The following is a 23,708-nucleotide window of genomic DNA, read 5'->3' on the forward strand; positions in this document are numbered from 1 at the left end:
ATGCAGACCAATCTCGCCAGCCAATACCGGGGGACACCGGAAGGGCAGGAAGCCGAGGCAATCCTGCGGCAGTGCGTGCACTGCGGCTTTTGCACCGCCACGTGCCCCACTTACCAGTTGCTGGGCGACGAACTCGATGGACCGCGCGGCCGCATCTACCTGATCAAGAACGTGCTGGAGGGCGCCGCGCCCGGTCCGGGCACCCAGCTGCACCTGGACCGCTGCCTGACGTGCCGCAACTGCGAAAGCACCTGTCCGTCCGGCGTGCAGTACGGCCGGCTGCTCGACATCGGGCGCCGCATCGTCGAGGAGCAGGTGCCCCGGCCGGCCAGCCAGCGTGCCACCCGCACGCTGCTCAAGGAAGTACTGCCGCGCGGCTGGATCTTCAAGCCGGCGATGAAGGTCGGGCAGTGGCTGCGGCCCGCCTTGCCCGCCGCGCTGCGCGGCAAGGTGGCAAAGCCGGCGCCGCAGGGCCGCTGGCCGGGCGCCCGCCATGATCGCAAGATGCTGCTGCTCGACGGCTGCGTGCAGCCCTCGATGGCGCCGAACATCAACGCCGCCACGGCGCGCGTGCTCGACGCGCTCGGCATCGAACTGGTCGTGGCGCCGAAGGCCGGCTGCTGCGGCGCGATCCGCTACCACCTGAACGACCAGGAGGGCGGGCTGGACGACATGCGCCGCAATATCGACGCCTGGTGGCCGCTGGTGGAGGCGGGCGCCGAGGCGATCGTGATGACGTCTTCCGGCTGTGGCGTGACCGTCAAGGAATACGGTCACCTGCTGCGCCACGATGCCGCCTACGCGGCAAAGGCCGCGCGCATCTCGATGCTGACGCGGGACGTGAGCGAGATCCTGGCCGATTGCGGCGAGGCGCTGGCGGCGCGCATCGATGCCGGGCATGCGGGCAAGGTGGCATACCACCCGCCGTGCACGCTGCAACATGGGCAGCAGATCCGCGGCAAGGTCGAAGGCCTGCTGCGCGCGGTGGGCGTGGACGTGCGGCTGTGCGCCGACAGCCACCTGTGCTGCGGCTCGTCCGGCACCTACTCGCTGCTGCAGCCGGAACTGTCCACGCAACTGCGCGAGCGCAAGGTGGCGGCGCTGGAAGCGACCGGCGCGGAGGCGATCGTGTCCGCCAACATCGGCTGCCAGAGCCACCTGCAGGGGGGCACGGAAAAGCCGGTGGAGCACTGGATCGAACTGCTGGACCGCCTGCTTGAACGCCGGAGGGCAGTCGCATGACGGCGGCCGCCTTCGACCGCGCTTACCCGGCCGACCGGCCGGCCGACGTGTACCTGTTCGGCACCTGCGTGATCGACCTGTTCATGCCGGCGGCGGGGCTGGATGCCGTGCGGCTGCTCGAGCGCGAGGGCGTTACCGTCCACTATCCGCGCGGCCAGAGCTGCTGCGGCCAGCCCGCCTGGAGCAGCGGCAACCCGGAACGCGCGCGCGAAGTGGCGCTGGCCCAGATGGCGCTGTTCCCGCGCGACTGGCCGGTCATCGTGCCGTCCGGCTCCTGCGCCGGCATGATGCGGCACCACTGGCCGGAACTGTTCGCCGGCGATGCCGCTCTGTCCGTGCAGGCGCGCGAGCTGTCGGCGCGCATCTACGAACTGGGCGAGTTCCTGCTGAACGTGCTGCACGTGCGCTATCCCGCGCCGGCGATGGCCGACGAGGACGTGGTTCTGCACACCTCATGCGGGGCGCGGCGCGAGATGGGCACGCGCGGCCATGGCGTCGCCCTGGTCGACGGCCTGCCCGGCGTGCGCCGGCTGGAACATGCGCGCGAATCGGAGTGCTGCGGCTTCGGCGGCACGTTCTGCCTGAAGCATCCGGATATCTCGGGCGCCATGGTGGCGGACAAGATCGCCGCCGCCTGCGCGACCGGCGCGCGCCGGGTCGTCTCCGCCGATTGCGGCTGCCTGCTCAATATCGGCCATGCCGCGCGGGCGGGCGGCGCGCCGCTGGAAGTGGAGCATCTGGCCAGCTTCCTGTGGCGCCGCGCCAATGGCTTGCCGGCGGGGGAGGAGGGCCATGATGGGCGCGCGTGAACGGATGCTGGGGCGCCTGCGCGCCGCCGCGCCCTCCGCGACCGAGGATGTCGCGGCCCTCGACGGCCGGATCGCCGCGCACCATGCGCGACCGCCCTTGGACGGGGCGGCCATGCTGGATGCGTTCGAGGCGGCGCTGCGTTCGTCCCGAGCCGAGGTGTGGCGCGCCGACGCCGATGCGTGGCCGGCCCTGCTGGCGGAGAAGCTGGCGGAGCACGGCGTGAAGCGGCTGCTGCTGGACGTTGGCGGCGAAGAGGGCGCCGCGCTGGCGGGCGCGCTGCCAATAAACATCGAAGCGCTGCCGTTCCAGCGCCCGCTCGAAGATTGGAAGACGGAGCTGTTCGACACCGTCGATGCCGGCTTCACCGTGGCCCGTTCCGGCATCGCCGCGACCGGCACGCTGGTGCTGGCGCCGGACGCCGGCACGCCGCGTACCGTGTCCCTGGTCCCGCCGCTGCACGTGGCGCTGGTGCATGCCGATACGCTGCACGCCACGCTGTACGATGCCGCGCGCGCCGAGCACTGGCGCGACGGCATGCCGGCCAACCTGGTGCTGGTATCGGGGCCGTCGAAGACTTCGGACATCCAGCAGACCCTGGCCTTCGGCGCGCACGGCCCGCGCTGGCTGTGGGTCGTCATCGTCACCGACAGGAGGCAGCCATGAATGCGACAACGATGCATTTCGTGCCGCCCGCGGACTTCCACGCCCGCGCCCGCGAGGCGCTGGACGATGCAAAGCTGCGCGCAAGCTTTCGCGGCGCGATGGATTTCCTGCAGGCGAAGCGCAGCACGCAATTCCCCGACGCGCAGGAACTGGAGCAGCTGCGCGACCTGGGCGAGGCGATCCGCCGCCACGCACTGGCCAACCTGCCGCAATTGCTGGAACAGCTGGAAGCGAAGCTGACCAGCGCAGGCGTGCAGGTGCACTGGGCCGAGACCGGCGAGGAAGCCAATGCCATCATCGCCCGCATCGCCGCGGAGCGCGGCGCGCGCACGATCATCAAGGGCAAGTCGATGGCCAGCGAGGAAATCGAGCTGAATCACTACCTGGCCGACAGGGGCGTGGACTGCATCGAATCGGACATGGGCGAGTACATCGTGCAGATGGCCGGCGAAAAGCCTTCGCACATCGTGATGCCGGCGATCCACAAGACGCGCGAGGAAATCGGCACGCTGTTCGAGCAGCACATTCCCGGCACGGCCTACAGCGACGACGTCGACACGCTGATCCGCACGGGACGCCGCGCGCTGCGCAGTGCGTTCGCCGGGGCGGACATCGGCCTGTCCGGCGTGAACTTCGCGGCCGCCGACACGGGCACGCTGTGGCTGGTGGAGAACGAAGGCAACGGCCGGCTGTCGACCACCGTGCCGGATGTGCACATCGCCATCATGGGCTTGGAAAAGGTGGTGGCGAAGCTGGAGCACATCGTGCCGCTGGCCAGCCTGCTGACGCGTTCCGCGACCGGCCAGGCCATCACCACCTACTTCAACCTCATCTCCGGCCCGCGCCGCCCGGGCGAACGGGACGGCCCGCGCGAGATGCACCTCGTGCTGCTCGATAACGGCCGCACCCAGGCTTACGCGGACGAGCAGCTGCGCGCCACCTTGCAGTGCATCCGCTGCGGCGCGTGCATGAACCATTGCCCGGTCTACGGACGCATCGGCGGCCATGCCTACGGCACCACGTACCCGGGGCCGATCGGCAAGATCATCTCGCCGCACCTGCTGGGGCTGGAAGCGACGGCCGACCTGGCCACTGCGTCGAGCCTGTGCGGCGCGTGTGGCGAAGTGTGCCCCGTGCGTATCCCGATCCCTGCCTTACTCGTGCGCCTGCGGACCGAGGCGAACCGCAACCCGCAAGAGCCGGTGGCCCATCCGCTGCGCGGGCAGGGCGCCAAGTTCAGCCGGGGGGACAAGCTGCTGTGGCGGTTCTGGAGCGGGGCGTTTGCGCATCCGAAGGCGTACAGGTGGTTCAGGCTGGCGGCGACGCGCATGCGGGCGCTGGCGCCGTCCGCGCAGCTGGGGTGGACGCGCTACCGGGCGCCATTGAAGCCGGCAGCGCGGAGTCTGGCTGATTTGCTGGAGGAGCGGAAGCAGCCGGAGTGAGGCGCGATGGCCCCGAGGAACCCACAAGGCAGGCATGTTCACAAAGCACTAGCCTGGGGGCCATTGCTGGCCAAAGACCTTTGATAACGCATGGGTGCATCCTAGAGGGATAGCCGTATGCCAGGAGCCTGCCGTTCTAAAAGCGTCCAAAATGAACCAAAACGGTCTGGTTCGATTTAAATTGATTGATCGATAGTCGAATCGTGTCTAAAAAAACCACTCCCGGTCTAATTTGACCTATTTCAAACGGACGAAAGTTTAAAACAACCTTCTTCCCGCACCGCGGTCCAACCTTTTAGACACATTTAGAAAGGAAGCGACCATGGAGTATGAATCAACCCAGCCGGTGAATCTTCCTGTCACCGATTTTCTGGAACTTGAATTCTATTTGATGGATACACGGCCGGGTGTCAAGCCTGATGCCTTTCTGGCCGAGATGCTGAAGCGATGGCTGCGGGCAGAAAACGAGCGGCTGGCGTTGCGGAAGAGTGGCCCCGCGCTGCGAGGTTTTCAATGGAAAAATCTGTTCCTGCCGGACGGTACCAACTTACGTACTCGCCATGGAAACACGGTCGAGTTCGCCAAGGTGTGCGGTGATCGCATTATCTCGGACGACGGCATCGCCCTGACACCGTCGCAGTTTGCCAATCGCCACATGAAGGGGCGTAACGCCTGGCGCTTTGTTTGGCTGCGATTTCCCGGCAAGGAGCAATGGGTGCGCGCTGGCGACTGCCGGTTGCCTGTCGATGAACAGCGTAGTGGGAGACCTTAATAGACCGATCCGGCCTGAAGAGATCCATAAGGACTAGGCGGCGGTTCTGTTTAGACCGATTCAGGACTTTTGCCGCGAAAAACCGATCGGATTAGCTTCTAGGTGGACGATTTTGGTGCGATTTAGACCATTCCAGCCGCTTCTGGAGTGGATTAGACCGCGCCGCCAAAAGGGGACGCCTTGGCCGCGTCCCGCAGTTTTCCTGGCGGGGCGAATGGCGTCCCCTTCGCGCGGTCGGAACGATTAGTGACGCGAAGAGGCTGACTAGGTTGAGCAGAGCTGCCCGCGCCAGCGCATCGATTTCAGTCTCATAACGTGGGAAGTCCACCGCCGGCAAGCCTGCTAGACGCGCGCATGCAAAAGCCTCGTCACGTTACCGGCTTTCGCCCCATCGCCGCGGTTCTTCAGGTAGCGCTCAGTGATCTGTTCGGGGCGGATGCTGGTAGCCGTCCGATAGCCGCGCAGCAGCATTTGCTCTTCCAGCCGCACCGGGTCGAAGAACGTCTTCAGCGGCTCGCCGTTCTCCGCCAGTTTCGCGCCCAGCATTTCCAACGCGAGCCTTTCCATTGGCGCCAGCAGGGAAGGCGCGACAATGTAGTCGAATACGACCGCGCTGCCGGGTGCGCAACGAGCCATGAAATCCACAGTCCTGAATACTGCCTGTTCGTCCAGATAGGGGGTCACGCCGAGCCAGGAAAAGAAGGCGGGCGCCTTCCTGTCGAATCCCGCGCTCCCCAACGCGGCGTCCAGGTCGTCTCGTTCGAAGTCGGTCGACACGTAGCGAACGGTTTCCGGTACCCCCATGCCGGCCGCGCGAAGAGCATCCCGTTTGCACTGCTGGGTGCCAGCAAGGTCAACTTCGAAAATGCGGCTGCCGTTGGCCGTGTGCCGATATGCGTAGGTATCCAGTCCGGCACCCAGCAGCACGTACTGGCGTACGCCGTTTTGGTATGCGCCGGCCCACTCGTCTTCGGCAAGCCGGCTGCGCACTGCGAGGGCAATGCGCAACGCCTTGCTCATCGGATCATCGCTTTGCGTACTGGCCTGCAGAACTTCCTCGCGCCCCGCGTCGCCCAGGATCTTCAATGCAAGGGGATCGTCGAAAATGCGCGGCTCATCCATTAGTTGATGCATGGCTCGCAGCGCTGCGACCGTACGCGTACTCGATTTCGCCATATTCAATGTGCTCTCCCTCAGTCGATGTTAGAAAGGTGGGGCCAGGCTAAAGCCTGACGTAGGGGGAGGGTCAAGCGGTTGCCCGTCACCAATCCTGGCCGACACTGGCGAAGATGCCTGTAATATGCCATCCTGCCGCGCTTGCAACGGACTGACGACATGATCACCTGCCACGTAAAATACGTTATCGACCCCTACCAGATGGACGCCTTCTAGCGATATTCACGCGACTGGATTCGCATTGTCCGGCGAATGGGAGGGGAGCACCATGGCTATTTCCTGCCCGCCGAAGGGGCTAACAATATCGCCTACTGTCTATTCAGTTTCGCCAGTCTGTCTGACTATGAACGGTATCGCCGCGAGGCCGCGGAGGATCAGGAATGTATGGAGCTGGTAGCCAAGGCCACTCAGCAGAAGTTTATCCTGAGCTATGAACGCAGTTTTTTGCGGCCGCTGCTTCAGTAAGATCCTTGTTTCATGCATCCTGCTTGCCCAAGATGCGCATCCATCCAAGCACATGCCGCCGCGATCACGCCCCGATCGTTGAGGTACCCTGCCACGCATCCCAATTGCGCCCGGGGCACCAGATGCACGGCCTGGGTCTCCCAGCCCATCGCCGCCGGCGTACCACCCACGCGCCGGGCGATGTAGTACCGCGTGAACGTCAGCGTGCGCCGCGAATCGATCAGGAAGTCCACGAGCTCCACGTGCAGGCCGGCCTCCTCGTACGTCTCGCGAATCGCCGTGCAGTGCAGGCTGGCGCCGGGATCGGCGCGGCCTTTCGGGAACGTGGCGTCGTAGTTGCCGAAGCGGTTCGAAGGCGCCACCAGCCAGATACGGCCATCGTCCTCGACGACTACCGCGCCCGCCGCCGCGGAGAGGCCCGCCGGCAAAACGAATGGAGGCTCTTCGATCGCTGCACGAGCGCCGAGCCTGGCCCATGCCTCCGAAGTGCGCGGCGCGCAGTTCCACGGAGCCAGCGGAATGCCGTTCAATGCTTCCGGCAACGCGCCGCCCGGGACCACTGTCGCAACCTGGGTCGGAGCGAGCCACGATGCGGGCGAAGTGGGCGTGGTCGGGTTGCGGATGACGACAGGATTGCCGTCGTCATCCAGGCAGGGGTGCAATTGGGCCATCGGTGCGCGTGAGTCGAACAATGCGGAAGGCCAGATAGTAGCGCATGCTGGCGCACTGCCACCGGTTCCAAACGGAACACCGGGCAACGTGAGTTGTCCCACTCTGCAACAGCGGCGCGGCCGGCAAGCCACGCCGGCCCGGTGGCATGGCGCTTGCTCATCTCCCTGCATCATCCACCAAGAATGCAGGAGACAACATGAAGCGCATCCCCCTCGGCCTCGCCGCCATCGCCGCCATTTCCGTTTCGCTGTACGCCGCTGCCCACGGCAATGTCACGCCACAAAGCGTCGATACCAAGGGCTTGCCCCAACTGGGCGAACAGTGGCGCGACGAGAACCCCTACAAGGGCAACAAGCTGGCCCTGAAGATCGGCGGATCGGCCTACACGCAGAACTGCGCCCGCTGCCATGGGCTGGATGCCGTCTCGGGCGGCATCGCGCCCGACCTGCGGCTGCTTGACCGCGATTGCGTGGCCATCAAGAACGAAGCCAAGAAAAAGGCGTGCTACAAGGAAGTCGACGGCTATTACCTGTCCTCGCTGCGGCAGGGCAAGGTGCGCAACGGCGCCGTCTACATGCCGCCGTTCGAGGGAGTCTTCAACCAGGAAGCCATGTGGGCCATCAAGACCTACCTGGAAGACCGCCGCACGGACGCGAACTGAGGAGCCGCCATGCACAGCGCGCGTATCCAACACAGACGGCCGGCATGGCTGCTGTTGATGACCATGCTGGTGGGGCTGCTGGCCCTCGCGCTGCCCGTGCGGGCGGAATGGCAGCGGATCAGCGAAGCGGGCAGCCTGAAAGTGGCCGTGTACGAAGGCTTCGCGCCGTTCTCGGACCACGGCAAGGGCATCGACGTCGCGCTGGCCAGGGCGCTGGCCACGCGGCTGGGCCTGAAGCTGAACCTGCTGCCGTTCCCGGCCGGCGAAAACCTCAACGACGACCTGCGCAACATGGTCTGGAAGGGCCACTACCTGGGCTATGGCCCGGCCGACGTGATGCTGCACGTGCCTGTGGACCGCGCGCTGATGGCGGCCAACGACAAGGTGGAGATCTTCGCGCCCTACCACGTGGAGACGGTGCGCCTGGTGCGCGACGCCCAGGCCATGCCGGACTTCGACGGCATCGCTTCGCTTGCCGGCAGGCGCATCGGCGTCGAGCAGATATCCATCGCGGCCATGGTGCTGCTGGGCGAAGGCGGCGGGCGCCTGCGCGACGGCGTGCGCATCTTCCCGACCGCCGCGCAGGCGCTGGAGGAGCTGAAGGCGGGCGGCCTCGATGCCGTGCTGGCCAACCGCTCGGAGATCGAGGCGGCCGTGCGGGGCGACCCACGCTACCCGCTGGAACCGCTGGCATTCGAGCGCCTGCCGCGCAATGGCTGGGCCATCGGCATGGCCGTGCGCAAGGACGACACCGAGCTGGCGCGCCGCCTGCAGGCCGCCCTCAACGAACTGGTGGCGAGCGGGGAGCTGCGCGACATCTTCGCCGCGCACGGCGTCACCGTCGCCAGGCCGTGACCGGTACGCATACCAACCAGCAAGGAAGAGGTGGACGATGGACAGGGATATCCGGCTGGCGCCGCACGCGGCGGCCGCTCGCGCGAACGCGCGCATTGCCGATACGGGCCAGCGCGTGACGGCAACCGACGCAGCCCTGCGGCTGATCGACGAACTGCACCGGCGCCATGGTCCCGTGATGCTGTTCCATGCGGGGGGCGACGGCGGCGTGCCGGTCTTCTATCCGGCCGGCGGGTTCGCGATCGACGATACCGACGTCTACCTGGGCAACCTGCACGGCGCGCCGTTCTACGTCGCGCAAGAGCAGTTCGAACAGTGCCGGCACCTGCAGCTGATCGTGGACGTGGCGCCGCTCGACGGCGTCACGGACCCGGCGAGCGGCGCGGCCCGGTTCCTGCTGCGCTCGCGCCTGCTCGGCGACCCATGCCACCCATGATTTGAATAACCACAGGAGGAGATGATCGTGAAAAAACTGATGACGACAATGCTGCTTGGCGCCACCGCGCTGGGCGCGCACGGGGCCAGCGTGACCAATGCAATGGTCGACAACGATGCGAAGGATACCGCCGACGTGCTCTCGTTCGGCATGGGCACGCAGGGGCAGCGCTACTCGCCGCTGAACCAGATCAATACGGCCACGGTGGCCCGGCTGGTGCCGGCCTGGTCGTTCTCGTTCGGCGGTGAAAAGCAGCGCGGGCAGGAATCACAGCCGTTGATCCACAACGGCAAGATGTTCGTCACGGCGTCGTACTCGCGCCTCTTCGCGATCGACCTGAAGACGGGCAACAAGCTGTGGAAATACGAGCACCGGCTGCCCGAAGGGATCATGCCGTGCTGCGACGTGGTCAACCGCGGCGCGGCGCTGTACGACAACCTCGTCATCTTCGGCACGCTGGACGCCCAGCTGGTGGCGCTGGACCAGGAGACCGGCAAGGTCGTGTGGAAGGAGAAGGTGGACGACTACGCCGCCGGCTATTCGATGACGGCCGCGCCGCTGATCGCCAAGGGCGTGCTGCTGACCGGCGTCTCCGGCGGCGAGTTCGGCGTGGTGGGGCGGGTGGAAGCGCGCAACCCGAAGACGGGCGACCTGCTGTGGAGCCGGCCGATGGTCGAAGGGCACATGGGCCACCGCTACGACAAGGATGGCAATGCGATCGAGACTGGCGTTACCGGCACCGTCAACAAGACCTGGCCGGGCGACCTGTGGAAGACCGGCGGCGCTTCCACGTGGATGGGCGGCACCTACGACGCCAGCACGGGCCTGGCCTACTTCGGCACCGGCAATCCGGCGCCGTGGAACAGCCACCTGCGTCCAGGTGACAACCTGTACTCGTCGTCCACGGTGGCGCTCGATCCCGAGACGGGAGCGATCAAGTGGCATTACCAGAACACCCCGAACGACGCCTGGGACTTCGACGGCGCCAACGAATTCGTGACGTTCGACATGGATGGCCGGCGCCTCGGCGGCAAGGCCGACCGCAACGGCTTCTTCTACGTGGTCGACGCCAAGAACGGCAAGCTGGAAAACGCCTTCCCGTTCGTGAAGAAAATTACGTGGGCCAGCGGCATCGACCTGAAGACGGGGCGGCCCAAGTTCATCGAGGCGGGGCGGCCCGGCGATCCGACCAAGGGCGCGGAAGGCAAGAAGGGCACCTCCGTGTTCGCCGCGCCGGCCTTCCTGGGCGCGAAAAACCAGATGCCGATGGCCTACAGCCCGCAGACCAAACTGTTCTATGTGCCGGCCAATGAATGGGGCATGGAAATCTGGAACGAACCGATCACCTACAAGAAGGGCGGCGCCTTCCTCGGCGCGGGCTTTACCATCAAGCCCCTGTTCGACGACTACATCGGCGCGCTGCGGGCGGTGGACCCGAAGACCGGCAAGATCGTCTGGGAAGCGAAGAACACCGCGCCGCTGTGGGGCGGGGCGATGACCACGGGCGGCAACCTCGTGTTCTACGGCACCCCGGAAGGCTACCTGAAGGCGCTCGACGCGCGCACCGGCAAGGAGCTGTGGAAGTTCCAGACCGGTTCGGGCGTGGTGGCGCCGCCTGTCACGTGGCAGGAGGGCGGCACGCAATACGTGGCCGTGGTCTCGGGCTGGGGCGGCGCCGTGCCGCTGTGGGGTGGCGAAGTGGCGAAGAAGGTCAACTTCCTCGAGCAGGGCGGTTCCGTGTGGGTGTTCAAGCTCGCCGGCAAGTGATCCAGGTGTTCTCCTTTTTGGGCGGCTTCGGCCGCCTTTTTTTATCGGTGCACACCGCGGGCCGCCGGAGCAATCGGCCCGTGCAACGGTCCAGAAAATGACAGTCCTGCCGCGAATGATCCAATCCTGCGCAGCCGGCGCCTGCCGCCCTGCGGAAAGCGCGGGCATGCAACTTGCGCTTCAATGAATGCATCGGATCGATGCTGACCAAGACAACAGGAGACGAAAATGAAGAAGATACTGGCTGGGGCAATGGCAGTGCTGGGTACGGCGCCTGCGGCGCATGCCGTGGATATCAAGGCGGGCGACTGGACCGTCAACGTGGGCGGCATCGTCAATGCCTACTACACGCACGTGTCATGCTCGGGCGACGCGCCTGGCGGCCTGGCGCTGGGTAGTCGCGCGCTGGGCTGCGGCGGCGAGGACAGCCGCACCACGATCGGCAACGGCCTGCTGCCCAACGGCCTCGTCACGTCGGCCACGTCGCGGCAGGGCGGCTTCGATGTGAAGGCCCACATCGGCATCTACCACGCCACCGCCACCGACAGCGCCATCGACCAGAACAGCGAAGTCGACGTGCGGCAGGCCTATTTCACGTTCGGCAACGAGGCGATGGGCACCGTAAAGCTGGGGCGCGACAACGGCATCTTCGGCGCCAATGCCATCTTCGGCGACATGACGCTGGTGGGCGCCGGCGCCCCCGTGCAGGCGACCCAGCGCGGCCGCGTCACGCTGGGCCACATCGGCGCGGGCTACAGCTATGTCGGCTACTACGGGCAGATCGCCTGGAGCGCGCCGAAGATGGGTGGCCTGGGCTTCGACGTGGCGCTGGCAAGCCCGGTCAGCGATTCGCCCATCGTCGCCGAGGGCCGTTACAAGGCCAGGTCGAACCCGCAGGTGCAGGTGCAGGCCACGTACAGCGTGGGCGGCGTGAAAGGCTGGATCGGCGGCAAGTCGCAGAAGTTCACGGGCGCCGCGCCCGGTACCGACGACTTCACGATGGCGGCCTACGAGATCGGGGCATCGTGGCAGGCCGGTCCCGCCGGCGTGCTCGTGAACTTCCAGGGCGGGCGCGGGCTCGGCATCCTGTCCGACGCGGACCAGGGCGACGTGCGCTCGAAAGCGTGGTTGGCGCAGGGCACCTACAAGCTCACGGACAAGCTCAAGCTCGGCATCGGCTACGGCATCAGCAAGAACGACCGCGACGCGCCGGGAACGGCCGGACTCGAGTCGAACGCCAACCTCACCGTGGGCGGCTACTATGCGCTCAATTCCGTCATCACGCTGGTCGGCGAGGCCGGCCAGACCCGGTCGAAGGCCTTCGGCGGCGCCAAGGCGCGAATGAACGGCGCCGCGCTGGGCGGCATCATCTTCTTCTGAGCCATGGCCACCGCCCACCATGGCGCCGCGCGCGTGACGCCTGCGACCGCAGTGCTGCTGGCGATGCTCCTCCTCCTCGTGCTGGCAGCGCGGCCGGGGCAGGCCGGCACGCTGACCCGCGCCCAGCTGGCGCAGCGCTTTCCCGCGCTCGTGGTGGGCGAGCGCGATGAGGCGCTGCCGGCCTGGCCGCTGTTCCGCCGGGAAGGCGCGGCAATGGTCCTGGCCGGCTACGTGTTCGAGTCGATCGACCTGGCGCCGCTGCCCGGCTTCGCGGGCGTGCCGCCGAACCTGCTGGTGGCCATCGACGCGGGTGGCACCTTCCTGGACGTGGCCGTGCTCGCCCACCACGAGCCGGTGTTCCTGGAAGGGCTCGGAGAGGAACCGCTGCGCCGCTTCGCGGCGCAGTACCGCAGCGTGTCGCTGGCGCAGAACGTGGCGATCGACAGCAGGGGGGCGCGGCTGGCCGATGGCCGGCATGCCTACCTGGACGGCGTGGCCAAGGCCACCGCCTCCATCCGCATCGTCAACCAGGCCGTGCTGGCCGCTGCCTTGCAGGTCGCGCGCGCGAAACTGGGCTTCGCCCAGGGCCGCGATCCCCGCAGCATGGCGCGCGTGCGCACCGGCTATCACGAAGCGCTCGACGCACAGGCCATGCTCGCGCGTGCACTGGTCGTGCGCAAGCGCCTCGCCAACGCCGACGTCGAGCGCCTGTTCGCCGGCAGCGCCGGCGCCGGCCTGGACGGCGAGCAGCAACCCGATGGGACCTTCGTCGATCTGCGCACCGTGCTGGTGTCGGTTCCCGCCATCGGCAGCCAGCTCCTCGACGGCGCCAGCTGGCGCCGGCTGGCGGCGCGGCTGGAGCCGGGCGACCACGCGCTGCTGGTGCACTGGTCCGGGCGGTACGACCTGCTCGGCGAGGATTTCGTGCGCGGCAGCGTGCCGCAGCGCCTGCAACTGCGCCAGGATGGGTTGCCGCTGGAACTGCGCGACCTCGACCTGGAACTGCGCCTGCGCGAGCCTGCCGCCTGGCCGGCCGGCCAGTTGGCCGTGTTCCGCGTGCTGGCGCAGACGGGCCTCGATCCCGGCAGGCCGTTTGATGTCATCTTGCCCATCACGCGCAGCAAGGGTATCGTCTACCCGGAGCGCATCACGCGCGATGCCCGCGTCGTCTATGCACTGCCGCGGCGCTTTGTCGACGCCGCGCCGCGCGAGGAGAACGACTGGCGCGCCAGCTGGCACGCGCGCCGCGGGGAACTGGCCATCCTGGGGACGGCCGTGGCGGTGCTGGCGCTCGCGCTGTGGCAGCAGCGCCGGCTGGTGGCGTCCGGCTGGCTGGGGCGCTTTCGCACCGGCTACCTGCTGTTCACCGTGGGCTTCATCGGCTACGTGTCGCAGGCCCAGCTGTCCATCGTCAACGTCACCGGCGCCGTGCAATCGCTGCGCGACGGCCGCGGCCTCGGGTATCTGCTGTTCGACCCGCCCACGCTGGCGCTGTGGGGCTGCGTGCTTGCCTCGCTGCTGATCTGGGGCCGCGGCACGTTCTGCGGCTGGCTGTGCCCATTCGGCGCCCTGCAGGAGTTCGCCGGCAGGCTGGGGCGGCTGACCGGCCTGCGGCCGCGGCGGCTGCGCACGGCGCAAGACCGGCGCCTGAAACGGTTCAAGTACGCGGTGCTTGCCGTGCTGCTGGCGGCGGCATTGGCGGCGCCGCCGTGGGCCGGCTGGCTGGCCGAGGTGGAGCCGTTCAAAACGGCCGTCACGCTCCACTTCGCGCGATCGTGGCCTTTCGTGCTGTATGCCGCCGGCCTGCTGGTGCTGGCGGCGTTCGTGCACAAGTTCTTCTGCCGCTACCTTTGCCCGCTCGGCGCCGCGCTGGCCCTGCTGGGCCGGGCTCGCCTGCTCGACTGGATTCCGCGCCGCGTCCAGTGCGGCACGCCATGCCAGACCTGCCGCCACCGGTGCGACTACCAGGCGATCGCGCCCGGCGGGGCGGTGGCGTACGACGAATGTTTCCAGTGCCTGGACTGCGTGGAGATCCACGACAGCCCGGCCCGCTGCGCCCCGCTTCTCGCCCAGTCGAAAAACGGGCGCACGATCGCGATCGTGCCCAGGGAGACATCATGAAACGACGCCGCTTCATTGCCGCATCGCTCGGCGTTTGCGCCATCGGTGCGGCGCCGGCCGGCACACGCCTGCTCACCGGGGCGACGCTGGCCTTCGGCGCCTCGGTAAGCATCGCCGCCGTCCACCACGACCGCGCGGTGGCCGAACGCGCCATCGCGGCCGCCCTGTGCAGCGTGCGTGCCGTCGACCGCCTGATGAGCCTGCATTCGCCGCGCAGCGAAGTCGCGCGGATCAATCGCGACGGCATCCTGCGCCGGCCCTCGCGCCAGTTGCTGACAGTGCTGGAGGAAGCGTGCCGGCTGTCGCGGTTGACCGGCGGCGCCTTCGATATCACGGTGCAGCCGCTGTGGCAGGCATTCAGCCGCGCGGCCGCCGCGCCGGGCCAGCCCCGGCTGCCGCGCGAGCGTGATCGCCTGGATGCGGCCCGGCAGGTGAACTGGCGCCATGTCGAATTCGACGCCGCGGCGGTGCGGCTGACCCGGCCGGGCATGGCGATCACGCTCAACGGGCTTGCGCAGGGCTACGCTGCGGACCTCGCGCTGCAGGCATTGCGCGAGCATGGCATCGCGGCGGCCCTGCTCGACACCGGGGAGTTCGTCGCGCGCGGGCGCAGGCCGGCGCGCGACGGGGGAGAGGGGCGTCGGCCCTGGAACCTTGGCGTGCGCCATCCGCGCGACGCCGGGGGCCTCGCGGCCGTGGTGCGGCTGGATGACCGTGCCATGGCCACGTCCGGCGACTACGCCAGCACGTTCACGCCGGACCGCCTGCATCACCATATCCTCGACCCCGCGACGGGTTTCTCGCCGGTGGAGCTGGCGAGCGTCACGGTCATGGCGCCGACGGGCCTGCAGGCGGACGGCCTGTCGACGGCCTGCATGGTGCTGGGCGCGGCGCGCGCGCATGCGCTGGCCGCGCGCCTGCCTGGCGTGGACCTGCTGACGGTCGACAAGCATGGCGTGGCGCGCCGCTCGCCGGGCTTCGCGGCGGTCGAACTGCCGCCTACCTGATATGGGGCAGCTTCCGGTAGATCGTGTTGCGCGAGACGCCCAGGGCGCGCGCCGCGGCCGAGACATTGCCGCCATGGGCTTCCAGCGTCCGGGCGATGAGCTGCTGCTCCATGGTCTCCAGGCTGGCGCCGCCGGGCGGCACCGGCTGGGGTGCCGCCGCGGCGGGCAGGGCGGCCGGCAGGGCATCGTGGCCGTCCGCATCGGTGCGCAGGTCGTCCAGGAAATCGTCCGGCATGTGGTGCGGTCCGATCACGCTCTCGTCGCCCGCCATCACGATGGCCGTGCGCAGCAGGTTCGTCAGCTGGCGCAGGTTGCCCGGCCATTGGTGCCGGCGGAACAGCGCCATCAGTTCGGGGGCGATCTCGTAGCGCCCCTGGCCCGATTCGGCGGCGACAATCTTGCGCACCACGGTTTCCAGGTCGGTGCGCTGGCGCAGAGGCGGCAGCTTGACGACCAGCCCGTTGAGCCGGTAATACAGGTCTTCGCGGAACAGCCCGCGCGCGATCCGATCGCGCAGGTTGTGGTTCGTGGCGCAGATCACGTCCACGTTGACGGGGATGGACTTGGTGCTGCCCAGCGGCGTCACCATGCGTTCCTGCAGCACGCGCAGCAGCCTGGCCTGCAGGCTGAAGGGCATGTCGCCGATCTCGTCGAGGAACAGCGTGCCGCCATTGGCCTGCACGATCTTGCCGACCGCGCCTTTCTTGCGCGCGCCCGTGAAGGCGCCATCCTCGTAGCCGAACAGTTCCGATTCGATCAGCGTTTCCGGAATCGACGCGCAGTTGACCGGCACGAACGGGGCGGCGGCGCGCGGCGAATCGTTATGGATGGCCTGGGCCAGCAATTCCTTGCCGGTGCCGGTCTCGCCCATGATCATGATCGGGATATCCTTGCCCAGCACCCGGGCCACGCGGTCGATCACCTGTTCGAGCTGGGCATCGCCGGTGCGCAGGTAGCGCAGGCCCGACAGCCGGCGCGCGGCGGCCGGTTCCGGGCTGGGGCGGGGCGGTTCGACGGCACCGGGGCCGCCCAGCGCCTGCTGGAAATGATTGTGCAGGGAACGGAACTGCGCGCGCGCCGCCACCCGCACGCCGCTATGCATGCACAGGTCCAGCAGGCCGGGCGTGGCGGTGCGGTAGTGGTCGTACAGCGCCGAGATCGACAGGCCGAACAGGGAGCTGAACGTGTGGAATTGCAGGGCGCCGTACGACAGGCCCAGCTGGAACAGCCCGCTGCGGTTCGCCGACAGGAACCGGCCGCCCGGCGAGAACGAGGCGATGCCTTCCATCAGCGTGCCGATGAACTCGGGCCGCGCGTGGAAGTGCAGCGTGATCGCATCCTCGAACGTGGACGAGAACAGCTGGTTCTCGACCATCAGCGCGGACATGCGCACCAGCGCCATCGTGTGATTGTGGAAGCTGCGCTGGTCGCCCGAAACGTCCAGCACGCCGATCACCTTGCCGTGGTGGTCGGAAATCGGCGCCGCCGAGCAGGTGAGGAAGTGATTCGCCTTCAGGTAGTGCTGGTCCGCGTGCACGAGCGTGGGCTTGCCTTCCGCGATCGCCGTGCCGATGGCGTTCGTGCCCCGGCATTGCTCCGACCACGCCACGCCGGGCTGCAGCGCGACGCGGTTGGCCTTTTCCACGAAGTCGTCGTCGCCCAGCGAGTGGAGGATCACGCCGTCGGCGTCCGTGAGGATCACCATATTGTGCGTGTTGGCGATCTGCTGGTACAGCGTCTCCATTGCCGGCAGTGCATGCCGGTGCAGCAGGCGGTTCTGCTCGATCAGCATGCCGAGGTCACCGCGCGCCAGGGGCGCCGGCTCGACATTTTCGCCACTGCGCAGCCCGAACGCCTGGGAGCGCCGGTGCGAAGTCTCGATGGTCTGTGCATATTGCTCGGGGCAAGCGAGCGGATTGCCCAATTCTGGAACAGTGCGCTGGTACATGTCTCCATCCTTTCGCCGTCTGGCGCGGCGGTTCAAGCTGCTGTGTCGTAATGTAGCACCTGTACCAGCCTGTAACACAGGAAGGCGGCACAGGTGTTGCTTGAAGACTCAAGCAAGCTTGATGCCTGCACGGTGCGGCGCAGGATGGAGGAGGGCGGCTACCGCCTGCCGCCCGACTGGCCCTTGCCCGTCGCCGCCCAATAGATCCCGCCCATCAGGTGGCCCAGGTATTGCGGGTCGCGGTACATCTCGCCGTTGTGGCCGAGCGTGGTCACGAACACGCGGCCCTTCTCGACCGTGTGGTACCAGGCGATCGGATGGTCCTTGCCCATGCCCTGCACGGTCTGGCCCGGCCAGATCTTCGTCGGGTCGTAGCTGCTTTCATCCACACTCAGCACCGTGTTGATCTTCACATTGTAGGGATTCGTGGTGACGTAGAACTCGTCGCTCCAGATCCACCGCTCGGGCAGGCCGAACGTGGCGGGGAAGGATTTGTCGGCCACCGTCACCACGCCGGTCTGCAGCATCGGGTGCGGGCCGACGCTGCGACCGACCAGCTTTTCATACCATACCCACCCGTTCGGCGGCGTGATCGCGGCGCGGTGCACCACGATCGCATTGCCGCCGCCGCGCATGTAGTCCTCGAACTTCGCCCGCTGCGCGGGATTCAGTTCCTCGCCGGGCGTGTTCAGGAACATCACGGCGCCATACTGTTTGAGGTCGCCGTCGAACGCGGCCGGCTTGTTCGTGTACGTGACCTCGAACGCGTGCAGCTTGGCCAGCCGTTCCAGGCTGTCGCGGGCGATGGGGATGTATTCATAGTGGTACTTGCCGGGCATGGCCAGCACGAGCAGCTTGAACTGGCTGTCCGCATGGGACACGGCAGGGGCCAGCAATGCTGCGCTCGCGGCCAACGTCATCAATGCTTTGTTCACTCGGTGTCCTTGAAGATGCGCTTAACGATGCGCTTTACGGTGCGGGCACGCCTTCCGGCGCGCGGTTGCCGCGCGGGACGAGCCAGCCGCCGTCGGCCAGCCAGTCCGCCAGGCGGTCGGGCCAGTGCTGCAGCGAGACGCGCTCGCCGCGCTGGCCCACGTTGAACGCGTGGTCGGTGTCGGCGTACAGGTGCAGCTCGGCCGAGACGCCGGCCGCCACGAGCTGCTGGTACAGCGCGATGGTGGGCGGCATGCAGCAGGTGTCGCGCGAGCCGGCCACCAGGAAGGCCGGTGGCGCACCCTTGACGGCCCTCGCCGGCACGCCCAGCGGGCCGGGATAGACCAGCACCTGGAAGTCGGGCCGGGCGCTGGCGCGGTCTACCGCGTCGCGGGCGGCGAAGCCGGCCGGTTCGGGATTGTCGGCCACGAGCGACACGAGCTCGCCGCCGGCCGAAAAGCCCATCACGCCCACGCGCGCCGGATCGATGCCGTATTCGGCGGCATGGGTGCGCACCCAGCGCACCGCGCGCCGCAGGTCGGCCGCGCCATCGCCTTCGATCGTGTAGCGCGAGCCCTCGTCCCGCGCCAGGCGGTACTTCAGCACGAAGGCCGTCACGCCCACGCGGTTCAGCAGCCTGGCGGCGGCCACGCCTTCGTTCTGGAACACCAGCATGCGGTGCCCGCCGCCCGGTACCACGATGACGGCCGCGCCGTTGGCATGGCGCGGATCGGCGCGCACCGCCGTCAGCGACGGCGCGTGCACATTGCTGATGTAGACGCCGTCCTTCACGGTTTCCGGTTCGGCGCGGCGCTGTTCCGAGCCGGGGGCGCCGTCCGGCCAGAGGGGAATGGCGGCCTGCTGGGCGGCCGCGGCCGCACAGGCGAAGGCCAGCAGGAGAAGTGGCAGGTGTTTCAACCGCATGGTCAGATCCGCGTCCTGTACAGGCTGTGGTGGGTGAGGATATAGAGCGTGCGCTTGTCGGCGCCGCCGAAGATCAGTTGCAAGGGCCGCTCCGGCACGTCGATGCGGCCGGTCTGCCTGCCGTCCGGCCCGTAGACGAACACCTGGCCATTGGCCACGTAGACATTGCCCGCGCCATCGACGGCCGCGCTCTCGCCGCCGCGGTCTGCCACCTGCTTCAGGTCAGTGAGCGCGCCGCCCCGGCCGACCAGGCCGCTGAACGTGCGGTTTTCCGAGCCGTTGGTGAACACGACGCGCTCGCCGACGCGGGCGCTCACGAAACCGTGCGTGTTCAGCGTGTCCGACCAGCGGAAGCCCAGGTGGTCCGGCGGCCCCTGGCGCAGCACGCGGAAGGCGGGCAGCACGAGCGAGCCGTCCGGCGACACGTATTCCTGCGCCTTCGGCAGCGCCACGTCGCGCGCGAACATCTCGGCCAGCGTGGTGAATTCGTACGTATCCGGGTTCAGCTGGTCGCGGAACTCGCCGTTTTGCCAGAAGTTGACGGGCACCGCGACTCTCGCCCGCGGGCGGTCGGCCACCGGCGTGGGCTGGAGCATCGCGATCTCGGTGCCGGGCGTGCCGGGCTTGAACGCGTAGACGGAAGCCTGCGGCCCGAACGAGGACAGCACGATCACGTTGCCGCTGCCGTCGATGGCCAGGTTGACCGGATCGAGCGGCGCATCGCGCACCACTTCGAGGCCGCGCTCGTCGCTGTAGCCGTAGATGCGGCGCCAGTGGCGGTCGACGAAGTACAGCCTGCCGGCGGCGTCGACGGCCGCGCCGGCGATGGACCAGAAGCCTGTTTCCAGCTTTTCCACCTTGCCCTGGGCGGGCGGCGCGCTCTTCTGCGTGCCCGTGTAGTCGAGTACCGCGAACTCGCGCTCGCGCACGTCGATCTTGTTCGTCACGTCGCGGATCGCGTTCTCGTACGGGTATTTCGAGGCCCGCAGGAAGGTGGTGCAACCGGCGTCGTCGCAGGTGGCGATGCCGCTCTCGCCGTTCACGTGCACGTTGCGGAAGCGGACGTCGGAGGAATTCGTGATCGTCACCGCGGCCGGCATCGGCTTGAGCGAGCGCGTCACGCGGTAGCCGTGGTAGTTAGCGAACAGCAAATTCTTCGAATTGCGGATCTCGAGCGAGACGGCGTCCATGCCGTCGCGCACCTCTTCCTCCGTTTGCGGCGCCAGGAATTCCCAGTTTTCGACGCCGTCGAGCACGATCTCGGCGCGCACGTGGTGCTCGGCCGACAGTTCGTACACATGGCCCGGCGTCTTGGTGTTCGTCACGTAGAAGCCGGCCTGCGCGTAGCCGCTGGGCGACCAGATGCCGGAGAAGGTGCCGCCGCCGCCATCCGTGACCCATACGCTGGGGTACTGGCGGTCCCAGTGCCCGGTGGTATCGAACTTCGCATCCTTCTTATACGGGTCGGCGCGGCTGCCGTCATACAGGCGGGTGCCGTGGCCGCCCTGGATGCGCACGTCGTCCACCAGCGACCGTTCGCCGGCGCGCCACAGCAGGGCGACCGCGCGCTGGTTCACCTCGCCGGTGGCCAGGCCGATGCCGGAGACGATCGCACCGCCGCCGCGCGCGCTTTCCAGCAGCGCCTTCGGGCCGTCCACGCCCTGGTACTTGGGCGAGCCGTTCGGGATCAGCAGCTGCGTGAGGCCGGGGTGCAGGCCGACCAGCACCGTGTCCGGCTTCAGCCGGATCGTATCGTTGACCACGTAGAAGCCGAGCGGCAGGTAGACGACGCGGCTGCTGTCGATGGCTTTCTGGATAGCAGCCGTGTCGTCGGTGGTGCCGTTGCCGGCCGCCCCGAACTTCTTCACATTGACCCACTCCTTCGACGGCGGCAGGAGGCGCAGGGCGCGCTCGCGCGCCGGCGTATTCGCGGGCAGGGCAGAGGTCTTGTAGTTGGTGGCGAACTGGCCCGGCTCGCCCAGCTGCTTGAGCGTCAGGCCGTGGTTGAATTCGTCGACACGGTAATTGCGGCTCGCATTTTTTCCAGGCGCCTCGAGCGTCTTGCCGCTGTCGCGGAAGCGCGCGAACACGGGCACATTGCGGGCGATGGCCCGCTCGAAGCCGACCTGCGTGTAGACGTTGTTTTCGTTGCTGACGATGAGGGCCGCCTTCGATACGTTCTCGAAGCGCACGTCCTTGCCCCACAGCCAGTCGCCGTAGCCGCGGTTGATTTCCACGCCCACCGGCGTGTTGCGGATGTCGACATTCACCATCGTCAGCCCCGCCTCGTGCTCGCGGATCGCTGCGTCGCGCTGGCCGTCGAACGAGGAATCCATCAGCGTGAATTGCCAGGCCGGCGAAGTCTTCTCGGCCAGGATGCCGTAGCGGCCGCCGTAGAAGCGCAGGTTGTAGGCCACGTTGCCCACGTGGTAGACGCCGGCCAGGCCGGAACCGATGTGGAAATCGATGTGCGACAGGTTCGAGTGCTGCGCCGTGTGCATGCGCACGGCCGCGGCGGCCGGGTTGCCGTCGCCGATCTCGAAGTCCACGTTCGACAGCGCCGAATAGAAGGTGGACGAGTTGGCGTCGCGCACCGGCTTGTTCTGCGGGTCGAACGGCACGGCGCTCGGCACCGGCACGGGCACCTTGCCGACCCGGTACTGGTCGCCGCCCGTGAAGATGATCATGTTCGCCACGCCCTTCTGGAAGCCGGGCGTGTTCGGCGCCAGCACGAACACGGGGCGCGTGGGGCCGACGCCGTAGACGCGCACAGCCAGTGGAATCGTCAGCGTGCGCGTGAGGCGGTAGCGGCCGGACGGCAGGAAGACGACGCCGCCTTGCTCTTCATTCGCCGCCTTGTCGATGGCCTGCTGCAGCGCCGCCGTGTCATCGGCCTTGCCGTCGCCCGTGGCGCGGGCGACGATGGCGCGGGCATCTTCCGGCATCGTCTGGTAAGCGGACACCGAAGCGGCCTGCGCCGCCGAAACCGCCAGCGTGGCGGCCAGTAGGAACTGGGTTTTCAACGCTTGTCTCCTGTTGTTGTATGAGAAGTCTTATGGTCGAACTCGTGTCTCGTGGGGTCTGACCCCACGGGACACGAGCTCGGCCGTACGCGCTAGCCGACGGCCGCCGACAGCAGCAGCACGAACACGAGCCCGAAGCTGCCGACGAGGGTTTCCATCAGCGTCCACGAACGGAAGGTGTCGCGCAGCGTGAGGCCGAAGTATTCCTTGAACATCCAGAAGCCGGAGTCGTTCACGTGGCTGCACATCAGGCTGCCGGCGCCCACGGCGAGCACCATCAGGTTCGGGTCCACGCCGCTCGTGTGCACCAGCGGTTCGACGATGCCGGCGGCCGTCACGCCCGCCACCGTGGCCGAGCCCAGGCAGATGCGGATCAGGGTGGCGACGAGCCAGCCCAGCACCAGCGGCGGCACCGGCGTGTCCGCCAGCAGGGCGCCCAGTTGGGCACCGACGCCGGTCTCCACCAGCACCTGCTTGAGCGCTCCCGCGCCGGCGATGATCAACAGGATCGGCGCGATTTCCCGCATCGCTTCCTGCGGCCCCTGCATCACGCGCGCCAGGTTCCAGCCGCGCGCCAGCCCGAGCGAGACGATGGCCACGGCATACGACAGCAGCATCACGATCAGCGGGTTGGACAGCACCGCCAGCGCCGGCGCGAGCGAAGGGTCGGCCATCGTCGCCAGGGTCGTCGCACCCAGCAGCACCACCGGCAGCAGCGCCGTGGCGAAGCTGTTGAACACCCCGGGCAGCTCGGTCTCCGGCACGTCCGCGCTCTTGAAGATCTGCGCCGGCTCGCCGCGGATGTGCCTGAGCGTCGTCGCGAACACGGGGCCGGAGAGGATCAGCGTGGGGATCGCCACGATCAGGCCATACAGCAGGGTCGTGCCCATGTCCGCATGTACGGCGGACACCAGCGCCACCGGCGAGGGGTGGGGCGGCAGGAAGCCGTGGGCGATCGACAGGCCCGCCAGCACGGGAATCGCCAGCGCCACCGCCGGCCGGCCCGACTGGTACACCAGCGAGAAGATCAGCGGGACCAGCAGCACGAAGCCCACGTTGTAGTACAGCGGGATGCCGACGACGAAGCCGGTGATCGTCAGCGCCACCGGCAACCGCCGCGGCCCCAGGGCGGCAATGAGGCAGGTGGCAATGCGCCGGGCGGCGCCGCTGTCCGCGATCAGCTTGCCGAACACGGCGCCCAGGCAGATGATCACGACGAGCGACCCGAGCAGGTCCCCGATGCCCTTCTCGATCATCGCCGGGATCTTCGCCGGCGGCACGCCCAGCAGCAGGGCGGCCACCAGCGCCGCCACCACGAAGGCCAGCAACGGCTGCACCTTGCCCCAGGCGATCAGCACCGTCAGCAGGCCGACCGCCAGCAAGACCCATAACAGGTTCAGCACTTGCCGTC

Annotated in this window: 20 protein-coding genes; 13 read left to right on the forward strand and 7 right to left on the reverse strand. The window is 67.8% G+C overall.

The annotated features are described in order from the left end of the window. The 5 genes from glcF to V6Z91_RS20295 all read left to right on the forward strand — a co-directional run bounded on the left by glcF (position 1) and on the right by V6Z91_RS20295 (position 4,929). Positions 1-1,242 (forward strand): glycolate oxidase subunit GlcF, encoded by a 1,242-nt coding sequence (gene glcF / locus V6Z91_RS20275; protein WP_338760313.1) that lies wholly within the window; start codon positions 1-3, stop codon positions 1,240-1,242. Then, on the forward strand, positions 1,239-2,051 hold the full coding sequence (locus tag V6Z91_RS20280; RefSeq protein WP_338760316.1) for a (Fe-S)-binding protein: 813 nt from the start codon (positions 1,239-1,241) through the stop codon (positions 2,049-2,051). The genes glcF and V6Z91_RS20280 overlap by 4 nt, the downstream gene beginning before the upstream one ends. Further along, positions 2,038-2,715 (forward strand): LUD domain-containing protein, encoded by a 678-nt coding sequence (locus V6Z91_RS20285; RefSeq protein WP_338771956.1) that lies wholly within the window; start codon positions 2,038-2,040, stop codon positions 2,713-2,715. The genes V6Z91_RS20280 and V6Z91_RS20285 overlap by 14 nt, the downstream gene beginning before the upstream one ends. After that, positions 2,712-4,157 carry a LutB/LldF family L-lactate oxidation iron-sulfur protein gene (locus tag V6Z91_RS20290; RefSeq protein ID WP_338760319.1) on the forward strand — a complete coding sequence of 482 codons (1,446 nt, stop codon included), beginning with the start codon at positions 2,712-2,714 and terminating at the stop codon, positions 4,155-4,157. Before V6Z91_RS20285 ends, V6Z91_RS20290 begins: the two co-directional genes overlap by 4 nt. A 322-nt stretch (positions 4,158-4,479) precedes the next feature. Next, the gene (locus tag V6Z91_RS20295; protein WP_338760322.1) at positions 4,480-4,929 is read left to right on the forward strand and encodes a hypothetical protein; all 450 of its coding nucleotides are present in this window, start codon (positions 4,480-4,482) and stop codon (positions 4,927-4,929) included. A 342-nt stretch (positions 4,930-5,271) separates the two neighbouring features. On the opposite strand, the gene V6Z91_RS20300 is transcribed toward V6Z91_RS20295, so the two are convergent. Next, entirely contained in the window at positions 5,272-6,105 is an 834-nt protein-coding gene (locus V6Z91_RS20300) for an SAM-dependent methyltransferase (RefSeq protein ID WP_338771959.1), read from the reverse strand. Between the two features lie 252 nt (positions 6,106-6,357). Here V6Z91_RS20300 and V6Z91_RS20305 point away from each other — a divergent pair, with 252 nt between their 5' ends. Further along, positions 6,358-6,570 (forward strand): NIPSNAP family protein, encoded by a 213-nt coding sequence (locus V6Z91_RS20305; RefSeq protein ID WP_338760325.1) that lies wholly within the window; start codon positions 6,358-6,360, stop codon positions 6,568-6,570. Here the strand turns inward: V6Z91_RS20305 and V6Z91_RS20310 are convergent. Beyond that, complete coding sequence (locus tag V6Z91_RS20310) at positions 6,564-7,241, reverse strand: NUDIX hydrolase (protein WP_338760327.1); 678 nt, start codon at positions 7,239-7,241, stop codon at positions 6,564-6,566. The two genes, V6Z91_RS20305 and V6Z91_RS20310, sit on opposite strands and share 7 nt — an antisense overlap. A 197-nt stretch (positions 7,242-7,438) precedes the next feature. Here V6Z91_RS20310 and pedF point away from each other — a divergent pair, with 197 nt between their 5' ends. The 7 genes from pedF (at position 7,439) to V6Z91_RS20345 (ending at position 15,469) form a co-directional block, all read left to right on the forward strand. After that, positions 7,439-7,903 carry a cytochrome c-550 PedF gene (pedF, locus tag V6Z91_RS20315; RefSeq protein ID WP_338760329.1) on the forward strand — a complete coding sequence of 155 codons (465 nt, stop codon included), beginning with the start codon at positions 7,439-7,441 and terminating at the stop codon, positions 7,901-7,903. A 57-nt stretch (positions 7,904-7,960) separates the two neighbouring features. Beyond that, the gene (locus V6Z91_RS20320) at positions 7,961-8,758 is read left to right on the forward strand and encodes a transporter substrate-binding domain-containing protein (RefSeq protein WP_338760332.1); all 798 of its coding nucleotides are present in this window, start codon (positions 7,961-7,963) and stop codon (positions 8,756-8,758) included. 37 nt (positions 8,759-8,795) lie between these two features. Next, the gene (locus V6Z91_RS20325; protein WP_338760335.1) at positions 8,796-9,194 is read left to right on the forward strand and encodes a DUF779 domain-containing protein; all 399 of its coding nucleotides are present in this window, start codon (positions 8,796-8,798) and stop codon (positions 9,192-9,194) included. Positions 9,195-9,242: 48 nt separating this feature from the next. Continuing rightward, positions 9,243-10,961 carry a PQQ-dependent methanol/ethanol family dehydrogenase gene (locus V6Z91_RS20330; protein WP_338771961.1) on the forward strand — a complete coding sequence of 573 codons (1,719 nt, stop codon included), beginning with the start codon at positions 9,243-9,245 and terminating at the stop codon, positions 10,959-10,961. A 228-nt stretch (positions 10,962-11,189) separates the two neighbouring features. Continuing rightward, positions 11,190-12,341, forward strand: a complete 1,152-nt coding sequence (locus V6Z91_RS20335) for a porin (protein WP_338760337.1) — start codon at positions 11,190-11,192, stop codon at positions 12,339-12,341. Positions 12,342-12,344: 3 nt separating this feature from the next. After that, the gene (locus V6Z91_RS20340; protein ID WP_338760339.1) at positions 12,345-14,462 is read left to right on the forward strand and encodes a 4Fe-4S binding protein; all 2,118 of its coding nucleotides are present in this window, start codon (positions 12,345-12,347) and stop codon (positions 14,460-14,462) included. Continuing rightward, complete coding sequence (locus tag V6Z91_RS20345) at positions 14,459-15,469, forward strand: FAD:protein FMN transferase (protein ID WP_338760342.1); 1,011 nt, start codon at positions 14,459-14,461, stop codon at positions 15,467-15,469. The genes V6Z91_RS20340 and V6Z91_RS20345 overlap by 4 nt, the downstream gene beginning before the upstream one ends. Here the strand turns inward: V6Z91_RS20345 and V6Z91_RS20350 are convergent. The 5 genes from V6Z91_RS20350 to V6Z91_RS20370 all read right to left on the reverse strand — a co-directional run bounded on the left by V6Z91_RS20350 (position 15,462) and on the right by V6Z91_RS20370 (position 23,700). Then, on the reverse strand, positions 15,462-17,417 hold the full coding sequence (locus V6Z91_RS20350; RefSeq protein ID WP_338760345.1) for a sigma-54-dependent Fis family transcriptional regulator: 1,956 nt from the start codon (positions 17,415-17,417) through the stop codon (positions 15,462-15,464). The genes V6Z91_RS20345 and V6Z91_RS20350 overlap by 8 nt on opposite strands. 158 nt (positions 17,418-17,575) lie before the next feature. After that, positions 17,576-18,352, reverse strand: a complete 777-nt coding sequence (locus tag V6Z91_RS20355) for a ThuA domain-containing protein (RefSeq protein ID WP_338760348.1) — start codon at positions 18,350-18,352, stop codon at positions 17,576-17,578. A gap of 34 nt (positions 18,353-18,386) precedes the next feature. Continuing rightward, positions 18,387-19,274: an alpha/beta hydrolase gene (locus V6Z91_RS20360; RefSeq protein WP_338760351.1), complete on the reverse strand. Its 888-nt coding sequence runs from the start codon at positions 19,272-19,274 to the stop codon at positions 18,387-18,389. A 2-nt stretch (positions 19,275-19,276) separates the two neighbouring features. Continuing rightward, positions 19,277-22,297 (reverse strand): glycosyl hydrolase family 28-related protein, encoded by a 3,021-nt coding sequence (locus V6Z91_RS20365; protein ID WP_338760354.1) that lies wholly within the window; start codon positions 22,295-22,297, stop codon positions 19,277-19,279. Between the two features lie 92 nt (positions 22,298-22,389). After that, the gene (locus V6Z91_RS20370; protein ID WP_338760357.1) at positions 22,390-23,700 is read right to left on the reverse strand and encodes a gluconate:H+ symporter; all 1,311 of its coding nucleotides are present in this window, start codon (positions 23,698-23,700) and stop codon (positions 22,390-22,392) included. Between the last annotated feature and the right edge of the window lie 8 nt (positions 23,701-23,708).

It is taken from the genome of Massilia sp. METH4 (assembly GCF_037094685.1).
In the GTDB taxonomy this organism is placed as follows: Bacteria; Pseudomonadota; Gammaproteobacteria; order Burkholderiales; family Burkholderiaceae_D; genus Rugamonas.

Excerpts from the sequence above, each read along its gene's own strand:
- glcF (WP_338760313.1), top strand. The coding sequence starts at position 1 with ATGCAGACCAATCTCGCCAGCCAATACCGGGGGACACCGGAAGGGCAG.
- V6Z91_RS20280 (WP_338760316.1), top strand. The coding sequence starts at position 1,239 with ATGACGGCGGCCGCCTTCGACCGCGCTTACCCGGCCGACCGGCCGGCC.
- V6Z91_RS20285 (WP_338771956.1), top strand. The coding sequence starts at position 2,038 with ATGGGCGCGCGTGAACGGATGCTGGGGCGCCTGCGCGCCGCCGCGCCC.
- V6Z91_RS20290 (WP_338760319.1), top strand. The coding sequence starts at position 2,712 with ATGAATGCGACAACGATGCATTTCGTGCCGCCCGCGGACTTCCACGCC.
- V6Z91_RS20295 (WP_338760322.1), top strand. The coding sequence starts at position 4,480 with ATGGAGTATGAATCAACCCAGCCGGTGAATCTTCCTGTCACCGATTTT.
- V6Z91_RS20300 (WP_338771959.1), bottom strand. The coding sequence starts at position 6,105 with ATGGCGAAATCGAGTACGCGTACGGTCGCAGCGCTGCGAGCCATGCAT.
- V6Z91_RS20305 (WP_338760325.1), top strand. The coding sequence starts at position 6,358 with ATGGGAGGGGAGCACCATGGCTATTTCCTGCCCGCCGAAGGGGCTAAC.
- V6Z91_RS20310 (WP_338760327.1), bottom strand. The coding sequence starts at position 7,241 with ATGGCCCAATTGCACCCCTGCCTGGATGACGACGGCAATCCTGTCGTC.
- pedF (WP_338760329.1), top strand. The coding sequence starts at position 7,439 with ATGAAGCGCATCCCCCTCGGCCTCGCCGCCATCGCCGCCATTTCCGTT.
- V6Z91_RS20320 (WP_338760332.1), top strand. The coding sequence starts at position 7,961 with ATGACCATGCTGGTGGGGCTGCTGGCCCTCGCGCTGCCCGTGCGGGCG.
- V6Z91_RS20325 (WP_338760335.1), top strand. The coding sequence starts at position 8,796 with ATGGACAGGGATATCCGGCTGGCGCCGCACGCGGCGGCCGCTCGCGCG.
- V6Z91_RS20330 (WP_338771961.1), top strand. The coding sequence starts at position 9,243 with ATGCTGCTTGGCGCCACCGCGCTGGGCGCGCACGGGGCCAGCGTGACC.
- V6Z91_RS20335 (WP_338760337.1), top strand. The coding sequence starts at position 11,190 with ATGAAGAAGATACTGGCTGGGGCAATGGCAGTGCTGGGTACGGCGCCT.
- V6Z91_RS20340 (WP_338760339.1), top strand. The coding sequence starts at position 12,345 with ATGGCCACCGCCCACCATGGCGCCGCGCGCGTGACGCCTGCGACCGCA.
- V6Z91_RS20345 (WP_338760342.1), top strand. The coding sequence starts at position 14,459 with ATGAAACGACGCCGCTTCATTGCCGCATCGCTCGGCGTTTGCGCCATC.
- V6Z91_RS20350 (WP_338760345.1), bottom strand. The coding sequence starts at position 17,417 with ATGTACCAGCGCACTGTTCCAGAATTGGGCAATCCGCTCGCTTGCCCC.
- V6Z91_RS20360 (WP_338760351.1), bottom strand. The coding sequence starts at position 19,274 with ATGCGGTTGAAACACCTGCCACTTCTCCTGCTGGCCTTCGCCTGTGCG.